The sequence below is a fragment of the Marinobacter panjinensis genome (assembly GCF_005298175.1).
Lineage (GTDB): Bacteria > Pseudomonadota > Gammaproteobacteria > Pseudomonadales > Oleiphilaceae > Marinobacter > Marinobacter panjinensis.
On sequence record NZ_SZYH01000001.1, the window covers coordinates 3,231,313 to 3,249,854 of the forward strand.

At 56.8% G+C, this 18,542-nt stretch carries 17 protein-coding genes and 1 pseudogene; 7 read left to right on the forward strand and 11 right to left on the reverse strand.

Going from position 1 to position 18,542, the window contains the following annotated elements; genetic code table 11:
• The first annotated feature begins 2 nt into the window (after positions 1-2).
• Complete coding sequence (locus tag FDP08_RS14790) at positions 3-1,661, forward strand: acetolactate synthase large subunit (protein ID WP_137436891.1); 1,659 nt, start codon at positions 3-5, stop codon at positions 1,659-1,661.
• A gap of 33 nt (positions 1,662-1,694) precedes the next feature.
• Here the strand turns inward: FDP08_RS14790 and FDP08_RS14795 are convergent, their stop codons facing one another.
• Positions 1,695-2,720 carry a DUF2235 domain-containing protein gene (locus tag FDP08_RS14795; protein WP_137436892.1) on the reverse strand — a complete coding sequence of 342 codons (1,026 nt, stop codon included), beginning with the start codon at positions 2,718-2,720 and terminating at the stop codon, positions 1,695-1,697.
• 275 nt (positions 2,721-2,995) lie between these two features.
• Here FDP08_RS14795 and FDP08_RS14800 point away from each other — a divergent pair, with 275 nt between their 5' ends.
• A complete protein-coding gene (locus FDP08_RS14800; protein ID WP_137436893.1) occupies positions 2,996-4,678 on the forward strand; it encodes an NAD-dependent malic enzyme in 1,683 nt (560 codons plus the stop codon).
• A gap of 205 nt (positions 4,679-4,883) precedes the next feature.
• Here FDP08_RS14800 and FDP08_RS14805 read toward each other — a convergent pair whose 3' ends face one another.
• On the reverse strand, positions 4,884-5,972 hold the full coding sequence (locus FDP08_RS14805; protein WP_137436894.1) for a TauD/TfdA dioxygenase family protein: 1,089 nt from the start codon (positions 5,970-5,972) through the stop codon (positions 4,884-4,886).
• A gap of 133 nt (positions 5,973-6,105) precedes the next feature.
• Here FDP08_RS14805 and FDP08_RS14810 point away from each other — a divergent pair, with 133 nt between their 5' ends.
• Entirely contained in the window at positions 6,106-6,414 is a 309-nt protein-coding gene (locus tag FDP08_RS14810; protein WP_137436895.1) for a hypothetical protein, read from the forward strand.
• Between the two features lie 26 nt (positions 6,415-6,440).
• Here FDP08_RS14810 and FDP08_RS14815 read toward each other — a convergent pair whose 3' ends face one another.
• The 3 genes from FDP08_RS14815 to FDP08_RS14825 form a co-directional block, all read right to left on the reverse strand.
• Positions 6,441-7,055 carry a class I SAM-dependent methyltransferase gene (locus FDP08_RS14815; protein ID WP_137436896.1) on the reverse strand — a complete coding sequence of 205 codons (615 nt, stop codon included), beginning with the start codon at positions 7,053-7,055 and terminating at the stop codon, positions 6,441-6,443.
• Between the two features lie 66 nt (positions 7,056-7,121).
• Complete coding sequence (locus FDP08_RS14820; protein ID WP_137436897.1) at positions 7,122-8,072, reverse strand: ribose-phosphate diphosphokinase; 951 nt, start codon at positions 8,070-8,072, stop codon at positions 7,122-7,124.
• Between the two features lie 26 nt (positions 8,073-8,098).
• Positions 8,099-8,785, reverse strand: a complete 687-nt coding sequence (locus FDP08_RS14825) for a DUF2959 domain-containing protein (RefSeq protein ID WP_137436898.1) — start codon at positions 8,783-8,785, stop codon at positions 8,099-8,101.
• 119 nt (positions 8,786-8,904) lie between these two features.
• Between FDP08_RS14825 and FDP08_RS14830 the strand changes: the two genes are divergently transcribed.
• Entirely contained in the window at positions 8,905-9,738 is an 834-nt protein-coding gene (locus FDP08_RS14830; RefSeq protein WP_137436899.1) for an ion transporter, read from the forward strand.
• Positions 9,739-9,746: 8 nt separating this feature from the next.
• On the opposite strand, the gene FDP08_RS14835 is transcribed toward FDP08_RS14830, so the two are convergent.
• The 4 genes and pseudogenes from FDP08_RS14835 to FDP08_RS20515 form a co-directional block, all read right to left on the reverse strand.
• Positions 9,747-10,787 (reverse strand): fatty acid desaturase family protein, encoded by a 1,041-nt coding sequence (locus FDP08_RS14835; RefSeq protein ID WP_137436900.1) that lies wholly within the window; start codon positions 10,785-10,787, stop codon positions 9,747-9,749.
• Positions 10,788-10,891: 104 nt separating this feature from the next.
• Positions 10,892-11,407, reverse strand: coding sequence for a hypothetical protein (locus FDP08_RS14840; RefSeq protein ID WP_137436901.1), 516 nt, complete (start codon positions 11,405-11,407; stop codon positions 10,892-10,894).
• Between the two features lie 226 nt (positions 11,408-11,633).
• On the reverse strand, positions 11,634-13,754 hold the full coding sequence (locus FDP08_RS14845; protein WP_137436902.1) for an EAL domain-containing protein: 2,121 nt from the start codon (positions 13,752-13,754) through the stop codon (positions 11,634-11,636).
• A 309-nt stretch (positions 13,755-14,063) separates the two neighbouring features.
• Positions 14,064-14,210: pseudogene (locus FDP08_RS20515) on the reverse strand (integrase core domain-containing protein); the annotation flags it as partial.
• Here FDP08_RS20515 and FDP08_RS20585 point away from each other — a divergent pair.
• A complete protein-coding gene (locus tag FDP08_RS20585; protein ID WP_257791960.1) occupies positions 14,172-14,303 on the forward strand; it encodes a hypothetical protein in 132 nt (43 codons plus the stop codon). The pseudogene FDP08_RS20515 and the gene FDP08_RS20585 sit on opposite strands and share 39 nt — an antisense overlap.
• Positions 14,304-14,347: 44 nt before the next feature.
• Positions 14,348-15,589: a Glu/Leu/Phe/Val family dehydrogenase gene (locus FDP08_RS14855; RefSeq protein WP_137436903.1), complete on the forward strand. Its 1,242-nt coding sequence runs from the start codon at positions 14,348-14,350 to the stop codon at positions 15,587-15,589.
• 157 nt (positions 15,590-15,746) lie between these two features.
• Here the strand turns inward: FDP08_RS14855 and FDP08_RS14860 are convergent, their stop codons facing one another.
• On the reverse strand, positions 15,747-16,700 hold the full coding sequence (locus tag FDP08_RS14860; RefSeq protein ID WP_137436904.1) for a trypsin-like serine peptidase: 954 nt from the start codon (positions 16,698-16,700) through the stop codon (positions 15,747-15,749).
• A gap of 262 nt (positions 16,701-16,962) precedes the next feature.
• A complete protein-coding gene (locus FDP08_RS14865; protein ID WP_137436905.1) occupies positions 16,963-17,364 on the reverse strand; it encodes a hypothetical protein in 402 nt (133 codons plus the stop codon).
• A gap of 249 nt (positions 17,365-17,613) precedes the next feature.
• On the opposite strand from FDP08_RS14865, the gene FDP08_RS14870 reads away from it, so the two are divergent.
• Complete coding sequence (locus tag FDP08_RS14870; RefSeq protein WP_137436906.1) at positions 17,614-18,513, forward strand: DUF2914 domain-containing protein; 900 nt, start codon at positions 17,614-17,616, stop codon at positions 18,511-18,513.
• Positions 18,514-18,542: the final 29 nt, after the last annotated feature.

The window sequence follows — 18,542 nt, forward strand, 5'->3', positions numbered from 1 at the left end:
CAATGACTAACGGCGCACAAGCTCTGATGAAAACACTGGTGGATGCCGGTGTCGAAGTCTGCTTCAGCAACCCCGGCACCAGTGAAATGCATTTCGTGGCAGCCCTGGACGACGAACCCCGTATGCGAGCAGTGCTGGCTCTGTTCGAAGGCGTGGCTACCGGCGCAGCGGATGGTTATGCCCGCATGGCAGACAAGCCTGCGGCCACCTTGCTGCACCTGGGTTGTGGGCTGGGCAACGGGCTGGCCAACCTGCACAACGCCCGTAAGGGCAAGGTGCCGGTAGTGAATATTGTCGGCGACCACGCCACCTACCACGTGAAATACGACGCCCAGTTGCAGTCTGATATCGAAACCGTCGCCCGCAACGTCTCCCCGGGTTTTGTGCGCACCGCCAAGAGCACAGAAACGCTTTGCCAGGACGCCGCCGAGGCCATTGCGGCCGCACGCAGCGCACCCGGCCAGGTCGCGACACTGATTCTGCCGGCGGACGTGTCCTGGGGTGAGGGAGGAGTGCCCAGCGCGCCTGTAGTGCCGCCCACGCCAACACCAGCGGACGATGCCACCGTTGACGCCATGGCCTCAGCCATCCGCTCCGGCAAGAAAACCGCCCTGCTGATGGGTGGGCATTCATTGCGGGAACCCAGCCTGCTGGCTGCAGCGAAGCTTGCCGCCCACAGCGGGGTCATACTGATGGCAGAAACCTTCCCGACCCGCATGGAAAGGGGCGCGGGCCTGCCGCCGGTAGAGCGCCTGGCGTACCTGGCAGAACTGGCCACGGTGCAACTGACGGACATTGAACACCTCATCCTGGTAGACGCCAAGGCCCCCGTTTCCTTCTTCGCTTACCCCGGCAAACAAAGCTATCTGGTACCCGATACCTGCGAGGTTCACACCCTTGCGGCGCCGGATCAGGACATAATCGGGAGCCTGCACAAACTCAATGAAGCCCTGGGCGCCAGCCAGGCTGAACCCAGGCTGCAACCGGCAAAAAGACCCGACCGGCCAAGAGGGAAACTCACCGCAGAAAAGGTCTGCAAAGCGGTGGGCCACCTGATGCCCGACAACGCCATCATTGTGGACGAAGGCATTACCTCCAGCCTTATGCTATCGGTGATGACCGAAGGAGCACCGCGGCACGATCTCATCACCCTCACCGGTGGTGCCATCGGACAGGGCCTGCCCAATGCCGTCGGTGCCGCCGTTGCCTGCCCCGACCGGCCCGTATTGGCGCTGATCGGCGACGGTACCGCGATGTACACCATCCAGGCCCTGTGGACCATGGCCCGTGAGCATCTCAACGTCACCACCGTCATCTTCAACAACGCGTCCTACTCGGTGCTGAGCATCGAGCTGGATCGGGTCGGGGCCGAACAGGCGGGCGCCAAGGCCAAGTCACAACTGGATTTGCGCGGCCCGGTGCTCAACTTCGCCGAAATGGCCCAGGGCATGGGTGTGCACGGAGTGAGAGTCGATACTGCCGAAGATATGGCAAAAGCCATGGAGTATGCCCTGAGCATGCCGGGGCCACACCTGATCGAAGTGATGATTCCGGAGTCACTGAGCGGCGTGAAGCGCCGGATACTGCCGTGGATGCTGCGGGCGCTGCCGAGCCTGCCATTGTCGGTTACCAGGGCGTTGAAGCGAAAGCTGGCGCCGTAACAGCGGGGACCAGGCTGCTCGCCTGGCCTGAAATCACTCAGGCCAGATGGGCGGCCACTCCCCGTTGCGTTCCGCAAACCGCTCGATCGGCTCACTCTGGTACCCGCTGTTGTACCGCGCTCTTACGCTGGCATGCACCCAGGTTCGGATCTCGTTCAGTGGGGGGATCTCCCGCACCCGCTTTCCCAGTAACCGGTATTTGCCCTTGTACTCGTTGTGCTGCTCGGCATTGGTGTGAGTAGTGGTTGGCAGGGTATCGTTGAACACCAGCTTTTGCTTTTTCGCTTCATTTGCCATCCACAGCAAGGGAATGTCGGCCAGAATGTGGCCCTGTTTGTCCGGGCCATAGCCGCCGCCGACATCAGAATGGACACCGGCGAACCAGACCTGCTCGATGTCCGTTCCGGCGCGGGGCTCCCAGAGAGTCGGCTCGAAATCCTCCCGGTGTTCGTCCAGGGACAGGGCGTGCCGTGCCGTTCTGATGTTGCTGCCGATCTCCCGGTCGTAAAACAGGTCCTGGTCTTTGATCAGGCCGAAGAAGGTAAAGGGCAGGCCCAGAGCGCCGACGGTGTCCCACACACCCACGAACTCGATCGGGGTGCGTTCTTCAACGGAGAACTGCTGCTTCCACTTCATGGCGTGGTCGCTGTTGGCCTTGTGCTTCTTGATTTTGTAGAGCCTGAACGCGTTCTGGATCAGGTAGGCGTTTTCTTTTCGCAGAATACTGCAGTTGTTGATCATGCCGCACAGGCTGCGGGCGGTGTAGGCGCCGCGGCTGAAGCCGAACAGGAAGATGTTGTCGCCGGGTTCGTAGTTGTGGACCAGAAAGCGGTAGCCGTCCATCACGTTCTTTTCGAGACCGTGGCCGGTGGCGCCGGCGAGGAGCTCATCGTGATAGGAGCCAATGCCCCAGTCATAGAAAACCACCTGTTCAACGCCGTTGCCATCCGTAGGCCGAATGGCGCGGGCGAACTGCAGGACGTTGGTGGGAAATTCTTCGCCAATGTTTACTTCTGGCCGGTTCCAGGTGCCATCAAAGCAGATCGCGATGCGTTTCATGGCGTTGACCTCCCTTCAGTAATATTCCCTTACTACTACTATAGACAATCCCACGGTTTGCGAATGAAACACGACCCCGGCCCGAAAATCACCTCATCCCCCTCTTGTTGATGCTCCCCCACCCGCTAGTCGTTCGGGACGCCTGATAATCGACAGTGCGCTCTGGATCAGGCTGAAGTCGACATTAGCGACTATTCTTATACAACGACGTTTTCCATGAACGACACAATCCTGACCCCGCTTCTTTTATACGCCGCCCGAGTTACGAGGTGAATATGAGCACTATGGAAAAACGCCCCCTGTACATACCTTACGCCGGCCCAAGCTTGCTGGAGATGCCACTGTTGAACAAGGGCAGTGCCTTCACGCAGAGGGAGCGCGTGGATTTCAACCTGATCGGACTTCTCCCGCAGAAGGTGGAGACCATCGAAGAACAGGCGGAACGCGCCTTCAGGCAGTATCAGTTATGCCAGAACGATCTCGACCGGCACATCACATTGCGAGCGATTCAGGACGACAACGAGACCTTGTTCTACCGCCTGCTGGAAGATCATCTGGAAGAAATGCTTCCGATCATCTACACCCCGACGGTGGGCGAGGCGTGTGAGGAATTCTCCAACATCTACCGCAACCATCGGGGCCTGTTCGTGTCCTGGCCCGACCGGGAGCATATGGACTACCTCCTTCGAAGCGCCACCAAGGAGAAAGTGAAAGTTATCGTCGTCACCGACGGTGAGCGTATTCTGGGCCTGGGGGACCAGGGCATTGGCGGCATGGGCATTCCCATCGGAAAGTTGTCGCTGTACACCGCCTGTGGTGGCATCAGCCCGGCCAATACGCTGCCCATCATGCTTGATGTTGGCACCAATAATCAGGCTCTGCTGGATAACCCGATGTACATGGGATGGCGCCACAAACGCATTGGTCAGAAAGAATACGACGCCTTCGTGGCCCAGTTCCTGGAGGCTGTGAAGCGACGCTGGCCCAATGTTCTGGTGCAGTTCGAGGACTTTGCCCAGAACAACGCGATGCGCCTGCTGAATCAATATCGGGATACTGCCTGCTGCTTCAATGACGATATTCAGGGCACCGCTTCGGTTTGCCTGGCCACGCTGTTGGCCGCCTGTAAAACAAAGGACGAAAAGGTCAGTGAGCAGACCGTCGCCTTCCTCGGCGCAGGGTCTGCCGGCTGTGGCATCGCCGAACAGATCATCGTGGCGATGACCAATGAAGGTTTGTCCGAGCGGGAAGCACGCGAACGTATATACATGGTCGACCGGGACGGGCTGCTGACCAGCGACAGCAAGGGTCTGCAGGATTTCCAGTCGGCGCTTGCCCAGGATTCGGCCCGCATAAAAGACTGGTCGGGCCGGGAATTGCTCGATGTGGTGAAACAGGTGAAGCCCACGGTGCTGATCGGCGTCTCCGGCCAACGTGGCCTGTTTACAGAGGAAGTGATCAGATCAATGCATGCCGGCTGTTCGCAGCCGCTGGTGATGCCGCTTTCGAACCCCACGTCCCGGGTGGAGGCCACACCCGCCGACATTCTGGCCTGGACCAATGGTGAAGCTCTGGTGGCCGCCGGCAGTCCGTTCAAACCGGTGGAGCTGAACGGCAAGACCTATCCCATCGCCCAGTGCAACAACGCCTATATCTTTCCGGGCATTGGCCTCGGGGTTATCGCCGCTGGTGCCTCCCGGGTGACCGACACCATGTTGATGGCTGCCTCGGATGCGCTGGCGAGACAGGCCCCCATCGTCCAGCAGACCGGCGAGCGGTTGTTGCCGGACCTGGCCCGTATTCAGGAAATCAGCCGCAACATTGCCTTCGATGTGGCCAGGCAGGCACAGGAAGATGGCGTTGTTGCCCTGCGTTCTGATGAAGACACCATTCGCCGGACCATAGAACGCAATTTCTGGCGCCCGCAGTACCGGCGTTACCTCAGGCGTTCAATCTAACTCTCACGGGGCAGATTTCCGTGAGCGCGGTGTTTTTCAAGCGCAGCGCCGGGCTCGAAGTCCTCAAGGGTGAAATACCGGCGCATCTCCAGGGTGACATTGCCGCCGGCATCTTCCCGCGGCCATTGTTTTGCCCACTCTATGACGTCTTCCAGCGGAAGTGGAAATCGACAGTGCGAGGAAATATCCAGGTTTTCATAACAGATCAGTTCTGCATACGGATGTCATCTTTCCACCGAAATCCCACACCACCGGCTAGCCAGACGCCATCCTTATTGAAGGGATGAGGGCCGTTGATATTAATATACTGGGGCAATCCAAAGTGAGGGGCCAGATCCTGTTTCGACTTGATAGTGACCCGATCCATGATCCTCAATCCCTGTTTTTCAGCCGGCAGATGAGCTTCAGGCGCTGCCCTGTGAGCGACTGCCCAGTTATCGATGTAGAGTAAGTCGCCAGTGTCATAGTGGTAACGTATCCCGTATCCCTTCTCGAAGGAGGCATTCATGAGATCGTTATAGTCATTGAAGAGCTGCTTCATTTCATCTTCCGTCAGCAAACGGAATTTATCTGCGGTTGCTGGTTCTTTCTTCAGTGTATCGATCGATAAATCATCTTCCGGCAACCTCTCGATAACGGCACCGGTCATCCCCAGGTGAAGCCATACACTTTTTCGTCCGGAAACAGGGTGCGTGTGTACGACCGGATGAGTCACGCTGGAAGCGGAGTTGACGGAGACAAGGCGTTCCCAAAACTCCTGTTTTTCCTCCGGCAGTACGTCAAAAGCCGCTCCCTGATGAGCGAAATGCGTACCACCCCCGTGTTCAGGCGCTCGCGCCATGTAGTACGCTGAATGGGAAAACGTAGCTGCTTCAAAACTGCCATCGTTGTGCCACTGAGGGCCAACACCAAGGATTCCCTGACGGCTGTCATTGGAGCAACGGAAGATATGCCTGTTCCTTCCGGGCGTTGCAGGGTGGACACCATGGGTAGAATGAATCTGGTGAGCGCCCCACCATTTGCTCGCCTCAACCAGTTCATCAGCTGAAAGACCGGTTTGGTGTTTAAAGACGATGAATCCCCGATTCGCCATTTCCACTTCCAAAGCCTCGATGACAGGCTCGGGGAGCCTGGAACGAACATCAGCACCGTATATCTCAACGCCAAGAGGTTCCAGTTGTTTGACCGTCAACCCCTCCTTCTCAATCAGCGAAACACGGCCAGGGTCCAGTGGAGGTATTGTCGGCAGGGTGCTGCCGAATTTTCTGGACTGTTTTTGAGGTGCTTCGGTCATAAAAAAATCCTCGTGAGCCAAAGCTCACAGTAGCAGGAATCGTTTTATTTTCCTCGCTTCGGAGCGGGATGTGTTACAACATGCCCGCCTCACATCTGTAACAAACGCCATTGAATCCTGGGAGATCCAATCTGTGAAACTGAAAAGTCTTATGCTCTTTCTGGCAGTGGCTGCATTGACCGGCTGTCAGACCTCATCCCACGTCTCATCAGCTGCCACTAGCGGCGAAGGCGTTACTTGCAGCAATATCTATCAGGCTTTTTCCGCCTATAAACAGGACCGTCAATCTGCCGAGACCTGGACTCAACTGGCCCAGCTGATCAGCCCCACCGCTGGCAGCTACGCTGATATGGGCGTACAGACTGCCGCCAGGTATTACGATCAGATCAAGGCGACCACTGATCTTGCGCTTGCGGTGCGCGGTTGCCAGCCGGTTCAGTGAGGCAACCGGGGTGACCGTTGCCGGTGTCACTTCCGGGCAACGAGAAACACCGATGTCTTATTTGGCTGCCACTCGTATTCGATGCTGAAACCAGCGTTGGTCAGCATCGATACCAGCGTGTCCCGGTTAAAGCGATTCACAAACGGAGCCAGCCCCACCATCTGCATGGCCGGAATCAGCAGCCGCCAGAGAACCAGAAGGTCGGCCACCAGCGCGGTACTGGAAACAAAAATGCCGCCCGGCCTCAGCACCTCGTAAACGCGGGAAACTGCCACTTCTGCATTTTCCAGCAGATGCAGGATGTTCAGCCCCAATACGGCATCAAAGCTTTCCGGCTCCAACTCCAGACTCTCCAGCGTTCCCTGCTGAAAGCGTACATTCTCAACGCCGGCATCGCGGGCCTTCTGCGCGGCTATATCCAGCATCTTGCCGGATATGTCGGTAGCGAGAATTTCTTTCACGTAGGGCGCATGAGTAAGGGCGGTGCTGCCGGTGCCACAGCCGAATTCCAGTACTGACCAGTCTGGCCGGAAGTACCCTTGCGTAATGGCCAGTTTCTTCTGATAGGTGTCGACATCCCGCACCGGGCTTTTCGCATAGCGGCGTGCAGTCTTGTCCCAGAACGTTTTCGAGTCCTTCACCTGTTGGGCGCTCCTCGTGGATGAGAACGTTTTTGTGTGGGCATGCTGGCTACCTGTTTAGCGTACTCAGTCCGTATGCAGCTCCCGAACCGCCTGTGCAAACAGTCCAGCCACAGCAATGGTGGTGACCTGGCCCTGTTCCTCCGGTTCCTGCTGCGGTGTCACGCTGTCTGTAATGAAAAGCTGATCCATGGCCCCCGCGCGGTAAAGTTGGTCCGAACCCGGCCCGAACAGGGCATGGGTGATGACCCCGAACACTTTGGTGGCGCCCTTGTTCTTGCAGGCCTCGGCGGCGCGCAGCAGGGTGGTGCCGCTGGCCACCATATCGTCGACGATGATGGCAACCTTGCCTGTCATATCCCCTACTACGGCATCGCCGGTGATTTTGCCTTCGCTTCGCCGCTTTTCCAGGAAGGCGGTGGGTGGCTGTTCGCCAGTGGTATCGGCCCAGGCATCCCGGAACCGGTCCACGCGTTTGGTGCCACCGGCGTCCGGGGAAACAATAACGACATCCTCGTTACCGATACGGTCCATGATTGCGTTGACGAACAGGCTGCGGGCTTCCAGGTGCACCGTCCGGCAGCGGAAGGCGTTGTCGAATGCGCCCTGGTTGTGAACTTCCAGTGCCACCACGCAGTCCACGCCCATGGCTTCGAACAGTTGCGCCACGTAGCGTGTAGTGACCGGGTCCTGACTCTTGGAACGACGGTCCTTACGGGCATAGGCCAGATACGGCACCAACGCAGTGACGCGCTTCGCGCCGGCATCTTTGATGGTGGCAATGAAAAACAGCAGGCGCAGCAACTTGTCGTTGACGCTCAAACTGTTCTCGCCAAACAGGGTGTGAAGAACGTAAACGTCCCGGCCCCGCAAACTCTGCTGTGGCCGGGACTTGTGTTCGCCATCTTCAAAGGCGCGATCCTCAATGTCGGCCAGATTCACCCCGAGCTGTGAGGCAACGGCATGGCCAAACGCCTGACTACCTTCCAGGGCAAAGAGTACCGGGTCGCTGTTCATATCGTTTCCTTGCTGGTATTTGTTCGTTACCCGCCTTCGCGGAAGCGCCGGATAAAGGCCTCGGATTCCGCGACCGACTGTTCCATATTGCGAATCAGCTCATCTACGTCCTGGCGGATATCCACCAGTTCGTTCTCCAGGGCACCGATCGCCTGGGCGTTCAGGTTATGTTTGAGATACAGCACCTGATCCTGAAATGCCTGCAGCACCGGGTCCATGCGCTCTTCGGCCGCGTGCATGCGGCGGATCAGCTGGCCGTACTGAGCGCGGGTCTCATCAAGCTGCTGCTCGCTGCTGCGCCGCAGAGAGGCACTCTCATATTTATCGAGTTCATCCTCCCATTCATCGAACAGATCTTCCGCAACATCCTCCACCTTCTCGATGCGGTCGCGGACTTCATCGGCGCTCGACTGGCTGTCTTCGTAGGCATCGCTGATCTCGGCATACCGTTCCGTGAGCTCGGTATCCGGCGTATCCACCACGCTCTGGAAGCGCTCCAGCGATGAGCGAAAGGTTTCCTGGGCGTCATTCTGGCTGTCCCGCGCGTCTTCCACCCGGTCTACCAGGATGTCGCGCTTTTCATACCCGAATTTTTCCATGGTGTCGTAGTACAGAGAGGAACACCCGCCCAGAAGCGCAACGCTGAGCAGCAACGGCCCCAGCCGCCGGGCACCGGATGGTAATATTGAACTGACAGTGACAGGGCTGGACATAAGTAGTCTCCTGTTGAGGCACGGGTGCGAGTCTGGAAAGTGAAGCATGGCGACGGGACGCTGACAAGCGCTGATTCAGGCGCCGGCTTCCCGGGACGGTTCAAACGGGAGGACATCCGATGAGCAAGGAAAGCAAGCAAGAAACCCCTGATACAAACCCCGAGGACGAAGAGGAGCTGAAACGGGAGCGATACGAACTGCTTCAGCGCCTGGAGGACTGGCTGGAAACGCCCATGCTGGTTCTGGCCTTCGTATGGCTGGTGCTATTGATTGTGGAGCTGGTTCGGGGTGAAAGCCCGCTGTTTTATTATCTCGGCACCACTATCTGGGTCGTTTTCATTATCGATTTTATTGTGAAGCTGGTCCTGGCCCCGGACAAGACCGACTACATGAAGGGTAACTGGCTGACCGCCATTGCCCTGCTGCTCCCCGCCCTGCGGATCTTCCGCATCTTTCGCGTATTCCGGTTGCTCCGCGTGGCCAGGGCAGGGCGCGGGTTGCGGCTGGTGCGGGTGGTGAGTTCGCTGAACCGTGGGATGAAGGCGCTGGGCGCCAGCTTGAGCCGACGGGGTTTCGGGTATGTGATCGCCCTGACGGTGCTGGTCACCTTCGCTGGCGCAGCCGGCATGTACGCGTTCGAGAGCGAGATACCCGGCGGCCTCGACAGCTACGGCGAGTCGCTATGGTGGACGGCCATGATCATGGCGACAATGGGCTCGGAGTACTGGCCGCAAACCGCCGAGGGGCGTGTGCTTTGCGGGTTCCTGGCGCTGTATGCCTTCGGCGTCTTCGGCTACGTGACAGCGACGCTGGCCACCTTCTTCGTGGGTCGCGACGCCGAGAGTAACGACGCCGAACTGGCCGGGGCCAAACAAATGATCGCACTCCGGGATGAGGTGAGCGCTTTACGCAGTGAGATACGCGCCCTGTCGCGGCAACCGCCGCAATCGTGACATTGTCGTCAGGCCGGGCTGGCCTCCCGGTAGGACACCATGCGCTGTTTGTCCTCGTCCCAAAGGGCAAACCGGAAGCAGTCAACAATGTCGCCGGGTGCCAGGGTCGTTACCAGCGGTGATTGCAGTTCCGGTATCGCGTCCATCACTTCGGGAAGGCGGTAGAAGGGAATACGAACGTTGAGATGGTGAATGTGGTGGTAGCCAATATTCCCGGTAAACCACTGCATGACCTTGTTCATCCGCATATAACTGGAAGACTCCATGGCCCCCCGGTAATAGGTCCAGGCTTCAGGTGAAGCAATCAGCATGCGCCGGAAACTGTGCTGGGCAAAAAACAGATAGCATCCCATCGCAGAGGCAAGGGTGATGGGCAGCAGGACGACAAAGAACACCAGGCTGAACCCGCCCAGCAACCACAGCACGGCGATCAAACCGAAATGACTGACCAGTGCTGTCAGGGAATCCATATGATTGCGGGGGTTCTTCAGCAACGGCAGGAGCGTAATGTTCAAACCGAACACAACGGGGTAGCTCAACAGCACCACCAGGGGATTGCGCTGTGCGCGATAGGTAAACCGCTGCCACGGCGTTGACTCCCGCCACATCTGGGCCGTTATCAGCGGAAAGGCACCCACACTGGCATCCGAAATCTGGCCCACATGGCCGTGGTGATAGTTGTGGCTGGCAAGCCAGGAGCGTGTTGGTGTCAGCATCAGGGCGCCAAAGCCATGGAAGAGCCAGTAGGCAATGCGGGAGTCCTGGAGAATCGCCCGGTGCAGGTAATCGTGAAAGGTGATGAAGGCGCGCACCATCAGCAGGGCGCCTAACACCGAAAACACCACCCTGAGGGGCCACCACTGGATCAGCCCGGCGGCCGTCAGTGCGGCAATCATTAACACAAAAGTAGAGCCAACGAGCCACCAGCTTCTGGCAGTAGACTCTTCAACATAAGGCTTCGTGGCCGCGAGCAACTCCCGGCCTACCCGGATGCCTTCGCTGTGTTCCGGCAAGCTGTCGTCCGGTTCCCGGTCAGTTTCCTGACGCATGGCATGTCACCTCCCTGCCTACAAAATTAGATCTTTTGGGAGGTAATTTCCAATGGCATTGTACCCCTCGCGGGCCGGTCCCACAGCATCGTCAGCCGTAGCTGTTAAAGCTTGCGTCCGGAGCTGCCAATGTAGAGATAAACCGATTGGCTTGAGCGATCTTCCACCCTGTGCACCGAAACCACGGGTGGGTTCTTACCCTCATGCTGAAAGAGGGTGACTGTGCCGGCGGCCTCGCCGTCCCGTTCGCGCTCCTTTTCTTCAGATTGCCATTCCGGTCCGAGACACCCCTTCACTTTTTCCACGGCCTGGTGGTAGCGCGCGTTTGCAACATCAAGGTCCGGGGCGCCGACGGTGCAGACATAGGCGGAATCCCCGTTGCCCCAGGCCCAGACTTCACAATGGCCCCGGATCAGTTCTTCTTTCGCCCGGTAGATGGTCAAGGATCTGAAATTCGTGCCGCCTTTCCGAAAGGCCTCAAACTCTGTCGGGTAGTCCGCCACAATGTTCTGCAGAGTGGCGCACGGGTCATCGGTGCCGCTTTGAATGTTGTCCTGGAAGGCACATCCGGTTACCGCGAGTGACACCAGGGCAAGGGATAAAGGCAGTCGGGTCATCATTATTTTGTCCACTAAGCGTCTGTGATGGGAGGTCTGCTTCCCCTGATTTAGCCTAAGAAAGTCCGATATGCAATTAATTTGACCCTGACCCCGTTTTATTACCGCTGATTGGCAGAAAAATCCGGCTCCTGGGCGTCAACGTCGATAGATGAGCCTAAATGCTCGCTGCGGTTTACAAATTCCCAGGCTGCTCGCGCAGCAGCCTTGTGAAGCTTCCAGTGTTGGTTTAATGCGTTTTCTGGCGGTCCCGTTTTAGTAATTCCTCGAAATCATCCTGGCGCAGGGGCTTAGAGAACAGGAAACCCTGGGCATAGTCACAGCCGGCACGGGAGAGGAATTGCAACTGCTCGTCCGTTTCAACGCCCACTGCAATCACATGGACGTCTATCGCGTGAGCCATAGCGATTATGCCTTTCAGTATGCGATCGGGTTTTTCACCCTGGCCAGCGTCCTTGATCAGTTCTCTGTCTATCTTGACGCTGTCCATCTCGAACTCCTGAAGAGCCAATAGCGAGAACGGTTCGATACCAAAATCGTTGATTGCCAATTTTAATCGCACATCTGGCAAACCCAGGCTCTTGCCTGGATTGAACCCAGAGGCATGAATGACGTTAAAGGCGGCAGGGGTCAGTTCCATAGTGATCCAGCTCTCGTTAAGGCCAATTTTTGTCAGCCGCGCTCGCCATTGGTCCACAAGGTTTTGGGTAACAAAGGTCGTTGGTGATTCGTTAATGTGGATCGGAAGGGCCTCTCCACGCAGGTCACGCCACCGGATCTGGCATTTCACTGCTTGCTCCAGTACGTACCCGTTGATCTCGTCCGGCATGCGGTGCTGTTCAGTGGTGCTGAGAAAGGTAGTCGGAGTCAAAAGTCCCTTGTGAGGATGATTCCATCGGAGTAAAGCTTCTGCTCCGTATATGGCTCCAGTACGGATATCGATAATCGGCTGATAATAAACCTCCAGTTGGTTTTCGCTGAGGGCATCATCCAGTTCTCTGCTCAACCGTAGATCCTCGGCTTTGCTTTGCGCCATCGAGGAATCGTAGGTCTGAACCTGCTGGCCTCCCTGCTCTTTGGCAGCGTACATGGCATGATCGGCATTATGCATCAGTTGGTCCACATCCGTGCCGCCGCCAGGGAAGACCGCCAGGCCGATGCTGCTAGAGATGTGTACCCGGTGAGAATCCACCTCAAAAGTCCGTTCGAGGCTGGTCAGAAGTGCATTGGCGGCTTCTTCCGCACCCTCCCTGTCGGTTTCCTTCAAGATCAGGGTAAATTCGTCTCCACCAAGACGGGCCACCGTATCCATGGCCCGGACTCTGGTGACAAGCCGTTCGGCCACCATCGCCAGCAGCTGGTCACCTGCCTTGTGGCCTAGCTGGTCGTTGGCTTGTTTGAAACCATCCAGGTCGACGAATAGCAAGGCAAAGGAGCTGCCCACCCGTTGGGCTTCCAGCAGGGTCTGCTCGAGACGATCAATGAACAGCCGTCGATTGGGGAGGCCGGTGAGCAAATCAAAATTGGCGCTTCGCCAGATCTGATGTTCTGCCTGTTTGCGTTCGGTGATGTTCCGAGAAGTCTTCACGACCGCCTCAATCTCGTTTTGGTCGTCAAAAACCGGGACAAATTGGCACTCTAAATACGCTTCTTCGCCTGATGGAAAACAGTGACGATGCTCCCAACGCTCAGTCTGGCCAGTAGTAACTGATTTGGTGATTGCATCGTGTATTCCGGAGGCCAACTCCAGATTCAGCTGTTTCGGGGTTTTACCAACAACGTCCCGATGCGTTGCATCGACCAGACCGGCCATAGCATCGTTGAGAAACAGATACTTACCATCCGGTTCGAATACGGCGGCGGGGTCAGGGGATGCTTTCAACATGGTTTCGAACAGGCGCGTTACCTGATTTTTAAGAGCTGAGAAGCTCGACATTGAGGTGGCAACCAACTGGTCGATGGCTTCGTTGAATCGCACCAATTCATCGATGTCCTTTGTGGTGAGGCCTCCCTGCTCATCGCCCCAGGCCTTGGTGACCCGAGCCCGCAGGGCCCGGAGTTCCTGCACCAACTGGTGCATGGACATTTCCTGCCGGAGACGATCCTTACCATGCTTTTCTCCGATCCGCGAAACAAGGTGTTTGCCTTTGCCAACGGCCTTGCGTGCCACCTCTTCCTTGCTTTGAAAGGTTAAGAGGTCTTCTGTGATGAAATCCAGCATCTCACGGGCATGATCCCTCAGTGCGCGGCTATCTTCATCCTTCAGCTCCGGGGCGATTTCCAACACAGCTTCTTCCCAGTCTTCGAGCAATCGCTCCATGTTCGTCTGGATAAATTGGGCCAGCTTCATAGCGAGGGATCTCTTCCGTTATGCATTGGCGGGTGCCTACATGGTTCTTTAGCCATAAATAGCTTAGTGGTCGGAAACCCAATAAATATGGGGCCAGTAAAGCATGTCAGGATATGCAATCCTAAGTATTCCGTCGATATCACTGCCAGCACTGATGTACTGGAGAGTGCTTCCTCAAAGATCCCCACGATATCCGAGGTTGTTCTCAACTGACCGCTAATCCTTCTCTATCATCAGCGACCGGCGTCCATCTGTGCGACAACGAACATTTGATGGTGTTGTTCTTATTAGTTGGCAGCCGCGCCAGCCCGTAGTTCGATAGTCAGCGGCAAACTCCAGTGGTGTCTGGTAGCTCAAAGCTGAATGGGGCCGGCTTTCATTATCGTCTCGTCGCCAATTACCGATGATTTCCCGGGCATGAGCCAAATCCCTGAACCAGTGTTCATTCACGCCTTCAATCGAGCCATTCTCGCCGGCGAAGCCTCCCGCATCCTGAACGCCGGCGTGCAAATCGATTCCACAATAATGCCGGTAACTGCTACGTTTTAAGTTAAGTAGTCTCCCTGTCCTGCACAGCATGTATGGTGAATGCGATGGATTACAACTTTCTGGACGAAAGCGGGCAGATTCTTCGTGAGGCCGGCCGTCTCGGTAGGATTGACCCCAATGTGGTTGAGTTTCTCGCTGCACCCGCGCGCGTGATGACGTTTCGTATTCCGATGAAAATGGACGATGGCAGTTTTCGTGTGTTTGATGCTCACCGTGTTCGTTACAACGATGCGCTTGGACCTAGCCGCGACGGGACGCGTATTTCTGCTGATCTCGACCTCGATGAGGTGAAATCCCTCGCATTGATCATGTCGATCAAACACGCGGCTGGGCGAATCCCCGCCGGTGGTGGCAAAGGGGGCATCGTGGCCGACCCCCGTGAATTAAGCGACCGGGAGTTCGAGTCACTTTGCCGTGCCTATATCCGCTACCTGCGCCCGAGAGGGCAGGCGTACGATGTACCCGGTGCCGATATCGGCACTGACCTGCAAACCATGAGCTGGATGCTGGACGAATTTGAGTCGATCACTGGCTACCATGAACCGGCCGCGGTCAATGACAAGCCGCCCATTCTCGGCGGGTCGCAGGGTGGCTACGAAGCGACCGGCAGTGGTGTTTTCGACGTGTTCAGAGAGGCTGCGGAGCAGACCGGCCTTGAAATCGAAAATACCCGTGTCGCTATTCAGGGATTCGGCCAGGTCGGGACGGTGGCGGCGGGCATGTTCTACGAAGCCGGCTGTAATGTTGTGGCAGTGAGCGATAGCCGAGGCGGCGTCTATGCGAATGATGGGCTTGATGTTCCCGGCCTGTTGGCGCACAAACGGGCCACGGGGAAAGTTGCAGATTTTGCCGGCAGCGAGCCAATATCCAGCGAAGGGATGCTGGAATGTGACTGCGACGTGCTGGTGCCTGCGTCGGTTCAGGGCGTGATTACCGCAGACAATGCTGACCGGATTCAGGCCCGGATGGTAGTCGAAGCTGCCAATGCGCCGACGACCGTAAAAGCCGAAGCAATGCTGCTGGAACGGGACATAACCATCGTCCCGGATGTGCTTGCTAATGCCGGCAGTGTGCACTTGTGTCAGATGGAACGCAGTCAGGGCCTCTCCGATGATTACTGGGATATCGATACGATTAACCGCTTGCGACAGGAGCGGTTGGCAAGAGGCTATCGGGAAGCCGTGAACGCCGCAGCTGAACATCATTTGAAATCGATCAGGCTGGGTGCGTGGATTAATGCTCTCAAACGGATTGAGGAGGCGATGCACCTGCGCGGCTGGTGTTAGGTGCGCCGTTGGGCTTGAGGCTCTCTCAGGTTTTCCAATATATGGGGGGATGGTTACACCAATAGTGCTACCATCCTTGCATGGCAGTGACAGCTACGAAGGGCCAAACCTGGCCCTCCGTTAACACCGCTTCCGGATAATGGCCTTCAGTTACTGGTTACGCATCCTGATCCCTAGCATGGCGCACCAGATTGGTTAACCAGGAACCACCAGCGCACCAGTTTTCGTCTGTATCTTCAGCCGATACCACCGCCACAACATAGGGGCCGTCGCTCCAGAAAGCGAACATCGGGCCTCCGGAATTTCCCGGTGTAAGGTCCGCATGCGTCTCCATGGACCGAGCGGGGCCGAGATCATACCAGGGCTCATTCAGCTTCTTGTCGCGCTGAAAGGTCGGGCGCAAGGCGCTGCCAATACTGCCGGGATAGCCGATATTGAACCAGTAAGGTTCGTCATCCCACGAACTGTTGTACGTCCGCGTGCCCATCCATCCAAACAGATCGCCGATACGATCAGCCGTGACCAGAACCGCATAGTCCTCGTCGAGTTCGAACCAGCTAACGCTGCCGGTCACCTTGGTATAAAACCAGACTCTGGTGATGGCGGTGACGGCACGGACTGAACCGCCGGATCGATGAACCTCAACGGTGCCTGCGCCATTTGAACTCCAGTCAACGACATGACTTGCCGTCAGTACATGCCTGGGGCCAACAATGACGCCCGATCCGGTGCCGGACGAGGTCAGGACCTTGCAAATGGTTCCCCATGGATAGCTGATGTCGTTGTAAATTCTGCGGTCCTCCGGATTAAACACAGTCAGAGGCCGTAGATCTTTTCCATTCAGAAGAACACGAGGCGGTTTTAGCGGTTTCTCCCTGCAGGGTAGGGCGCTTACCCCAAACCACCTGGGAATCATTGGCGCGGTAGGTGTTGCGTCAGCCTGCGCATCCCGTTCGGCATCAAGCCCTTTATGCTTGTAGGGCTTTAGTTCCGGCAGCAGCATGGACTGCAGATCTTTTGGTATTTTGCCCTTCGGATTTTTGTCGAAACGTTCGGCAACCTCGGAGGCAGAGAGAGGGGATTCTTCGTTCGCTTTATCTTTGCTGGCCATTTTAAAGTTCCTTTTTGAGCGCTAAACCATGGCTTACAGCGCCAGACGAGGCCGGCGCTGAACCTGCCCCGGTTTTGTGTGCATCCAGCAAAATTGTCTTGTACACCACACCGGGGACAAGACTCTCCAGCGAACATCAGAGTCATTAGTTAGTCTAGTTCTTACTGCGGAGTGGTCAAAGTTTGACCAGTTCGACGTAGCCGTTGTCGCCGTCTGTGCGGTGGCTACTGAAGATTACTGCGTAGTACGGGGGCTTGGTGCATTACACCCACCCTCTCAGCTTGGCAGCGATGTAGGGTGCAAGGGCCGTTGCTGCAAGAACCACAGGCCAGATGTTGCCACCCTTGAATGTGTAGGCCTCAAGCAACTCCGACCACGACTTGCCTTGCCACAGCCCGAATGAAAACTCGAAAACGAGTGTAAGAACGAGCCACCCCAGGCCGACAATCCAGAGCGCGAGGGGGCGACGAATATGCAGCCATGGAAGGGCAAAGTACGCCACGCCAATGATTAAGGCGGAGAGCAGCAAACCGCTAAGCACGAGTGCTGTCGGAGTTCCGAACCCTGGTACAAGCACCGATTCACGCAGCACTCCGTTGGCAATAGCCAGAAACAGGACGCCAACCCAAATTACCAAAGCCTTGAAAGCGACTGCCGTCAGCATTGCTTACTCACAGTTTCTCCCTGAAAATACTTAACGCCCGGTGAAATCCCATGGCGAAACAAATCGTCGCCGATAATTATGGCACCGTCATCTCTTGCTTGCATGAGTTTGCTATAGTGTGTTTTCAAGGATGTTGTCTCCCGTACTGGTAAGTTCCCCCTTTTTTCACCTGGCACCTTCGCAATCGGTAATGTGAAGCTGTTGGGCATATTCAAACCCTCTATTGCCTGCTTCAAGGAAGAACCACCGGTGAAAACAGCAAGACCGCAAAATCAACGTTTGTCAGGTAAGTCCTCCCGCCTACCTGAGCCCAAAGAGCCCGAAGAGGTTGTTGTGTATCTTTGGGGGCGCATCTTTGCCGCTCTTTTCGTATTCATTCTGGTGGTGGGGGGCATAATCTGGGGTGCTTTAGAGATCTTTGGCACCGGCGAGCAAAAGGACGCGCTGGCAGAGAATCAGGAAGTGGAGTCGCCTCCTCTCCCGCCGGTATTTGTCGACGAGTCCTCGTCCGCCGAGCCTGCATCCATCCAGTTACCGAAGACCGCATCACGAGAACAATCGGAAGCTGACGCAAACGCTGGCATGCCGGACGAGACAAACTCAGTTCAAACTGAAGTGGCCGAGACGCCTGCCGCCGTGTCCGAAATTGCAGCGGAAGCAGCATCGAGTGATTCCAGTGCAGAACCCGCCCCCCCTCCGTTGGCCAGTCAGGTGAGCGAACCGGAGTCATCGATAGATCTCGGCTCCCTTCCAGCGCCGGCGGCAGGAGAATCGGAACCGCCCCGGGAAGATACTGCCTCCATCGAGCTGCTTTCTGATCACATAATCCGGGCGCAACTGAGTACCGGCCTGGAGGACAAAGAGCCAATTGACGAAATCCCGAACGTTTTGACGATGAACAGTGACGGACTGATTCGGATTTACCTGTTTACCGAAATCCAGGGCATGGAAGGCCAGTTGCACTTCCACGACTGGTACCTGGAGGATGAACGGGTTGCACGGGTGGAAATCAGGCCGTCGGTTGATCCCATGCGCGCATCCTCAGCCAAGTATATCGACCGAAACATGGTGGGAGACTGGCGAGTTGAGGTGGTCACAGAGGAAGGCGAGCTTTTGGCCAAAGGGGAGTTTTCGGTTCTGCCTCTATAACCGAAGTTGGAAGCAGTGCACCGCGTACT